Origin of the sequence: Vibrio sp. 10N.222.55.C6, from assembly GCF_041473395.1 — a bacterium.
In the GTDB taxonomy this organism is placed as follows: domain Bacteria; phylum Pseudomonadota; class Gammaproteobacteria; order Enterobacterales; family Vibrionaceae; genus Vibrio; species Vibrio crassostreae_C.
In genome coordinates this window covers 1-546 of sequence record NZ_JBFRSD010000562.1, presented here as the reverse complement: position 1 = coordinate 546, position 546 = coordinate 1, and the positions used below count along the sequence as shown (strand labels likewise).

Here is a 546-nt window from a genome sequence, read left to right as displayed (position 1 = left end):
GACTATGACAGCGCAGTCGCCAACTGTACCGTTGGTGGTGCTCAGTTTATAGAGTCTGATTTCACAGGTAATGGCAGTGAAAGTTCTCGTTGGGAGCTCATCGATCTTTGGGAGATAAATGGCACCGTCATGGCTGTAGTTGAAGAAGAGGTTGTTTTCCATAGTAACGGTACTGGCTACTTTGACGATGATGAGGGATTGTTCGGGTTCGATTGGGTGATTTTGAATGGTGAGGTGACCTTAACCATAACCGAAGAGGAATTTATAGGAGCCAAAGACACCTGGAATAAGGTTGATCAAGATGGAGAGTATATTACGACTAAATCCTTCTGGAGCGATCCAACCTGGAGCAACCCTGCGCCGGCAGAGGGAGAAGCTGAGATATTCTCGGGTGTGATGCGATTTGTGGGGTTTGAATCGCCGTAACGCATAGACTTATCATCTAACATAGAATAAACGCCTAGGGTCAAACCTAGGCGTTTTCTATTTAACTGTTAAATCATAAAAATGAAGATAATAGACAGTGCGCTGATTAGGCCTGCAACG

1 protein-coding gene is annotated in these 546 nt (G+C 45.1%); it reads left to right on the top strand.

Going from position 1 to position 546, the window contains the following annotated elements; translation table 11 throughout:
• Window positions 1–426: hypothetical protein (locus AB4486_RS25105; RefSeq protein WP_372119416.1), on the top strand; the 426-nt coding region annotated here is incomplete at its 5' end.
• Window positions 427–546 lie beyond the last annotated feature (120 nt).